General features: G+C 55.0%; 1 protein-coding gene. It reads left to right on the plus strand.

Annotated elements, in window-relative coordinates:
• Positions 1-57 precede the first annotated feature (57 nt).
• Positions 58-2,034, plus strand: a 1,977-nt coding sequence (locus J7438_RS25220; RefSeq protein ID WP_209278802.1) for a DUF1601 domain-containing protein, incomplete at its 3' end; no start/stop codon positions are given.

The following is a 2,034-nucleotide window of genomic DNA, read 5'->3' on the forward strand; positions in this document are numbered from 1 at the left end:
GGTTTTTTTATTTTTTATAACCCGGATGAGCGTGTCAAGCTAACTCAAGTTTCCTTATTGTCAACACTACTTGATGCCATCATATTCAAGTGCCACCAAAAACCTCAAGCCAAGGACATTAATGCCCAGGAAATCGCCAACCAGCTGTGGGCGATGGCAAAACTGGTAGACAACGGGCAGGAGTGGGCACCAGGGCTCAAAGAGGCCGTGACCGCGCTGTTGCCCCACGTGAACGCACAGAAAGACCAATTTATTCCCCAGCATATCGCCAACCTGCTGTGGGCCATAGCGAAACTGGTGGACAATGGGCAGGAGCGGATACCAGAGTTCCAAGAGACCGTGGCCACGCTGTTGCCCCACGTGAACGCACAGAAAGACCAATTTAATACTCAGGATATCGCCAACCTGCTGTGGGCCATGGCGAAACTGGTGGACAACGGACAGGAGCTGACAACAGGCCTCAGAGCGACAATAGTCACGTTGTTGCCCCACGTAAACGTACAGAAAGACCAATTTATTCCTCAGCATATCACCAATCTGCTGTGGGCCATGGCGAAACTGGTGGATAACGGGCTGGAGCGGACACCAGGGCTCAAAAAGGCCGTGGCTGCGCTGTTGCCCCACGTGAACGCACAGAAAAACCAATTTAAGGCCCAGGGTATCGCCAACCTACTGTGGGCCATGGCAAAACTGGTGGACAACGGGCAGCAGTGGACACCGAGGCTCAAAGAAACCGTGGCCGCGCTGTTGCCCCACGTGAATGCACAGAAAAACCAATTTAAGACCCAGGGTATCGTCAACCTGCTGTGGGCCATGGCGAAACTGGTGGTCAACGGGCAGGATCTGACCCCGGAACTCAACGAGGCCGTGGCCGCGTTGTTGCTCCGGGTAAACGCACAGAAAGATCGATTTAATACCCAGGGTATCGCCAACCTGCTGTGGGCTGTGGCGAAACTGGTGGACAACGGGCAGGAGCGGATACCAGAGTTCCAAAAGGTCGTAGCCACTCTATTGCCCCGGGTGAGGGCACAGAAAGACCAATGTAATACTCAGGATCTCGCCAACCTGCTGTGGGCCATAGCGAAACTGGTGGACAACGGACTGGAGCAGACAACAGGCCTCAAAGCAACAGTGGCCGCGCTGTTGCCCCACGTGAACGCGCAGAAAGATCGGTTTATTCCTCAGCATATCGCCAACCTGCTGTGGGCCATGGCAAAACTGGTGGTCAACGGGCAGGAGCGAACAGCAGGGCTGAACGAGGCCGTGGCCGCGCTGTTGCCCCACGTGAATGGACAGAAAGCTGATTTTAAACCACAGGAAATCGCCAACCTGCTGTGGGCCATGGCGAAACTGGTGGACAACGGGCAGGAGCCGACAGCAGTGCTCAACGAGGCCGTGGCCGCGCTGTTGCCTCTCGTGAAGGTTCAGCAAGACCAATTTATTCCTCAGCATATCGCCAACCTGCTGTGGGCCATGGCGAAACTGGTGGACAACGGGCAGGAACAGACACCAGGGCTCAACGAGGCCGTGGCCGCACTATTGCCCCTCATGAACGCACAGAAAGACCAATTTAATGCCCAGGGTATTGCCAACCTGCTGTGGGCCATCGCAAAACTGGTGGACAACGGGCAGGAGCAGACACCAGGGCTCAAAGCGACCATAGCCATGCTGCTGCCCCACGTGAAAGCACTGAAAGCGAACTATAACCCCCAGGAAATCGCCAACCTGCTGTGGGCCATGGCAAAACTGGTGGACAACGGGCAAGAGCAGACACCAGAGTTCAAAGAGGCTGTGGGCGGGCTGCTGCCCTGCGTGAACGCACAGAAAGACCAGTTTAACCCCCAGGATATTGCCAACCTGCTGTGGGCCATCGCAAAACTGGGTGAGCTCGTTGAGCTGAACGTGGTTAAATCCACGTCTGAACTTCTTGTCTACCAAATCAGTCAATGCCATCAGTTATCTCAGCAAGATATATCGATGTCTCTCTGGGGAGTATTGGTATGCTGTGCCAGGCTGTCTCCCGAATTCAATACC

It is taken from the genome of Thalassotalea sp. G20_0 (genome assembly GCF_017744175.1).
Classification (GTDB): Bacteria; Pseudomonadota; Gammaproteobacteria; order Pseudomonadales; family Endozoicomonadaceae; genus Endozoicomonas.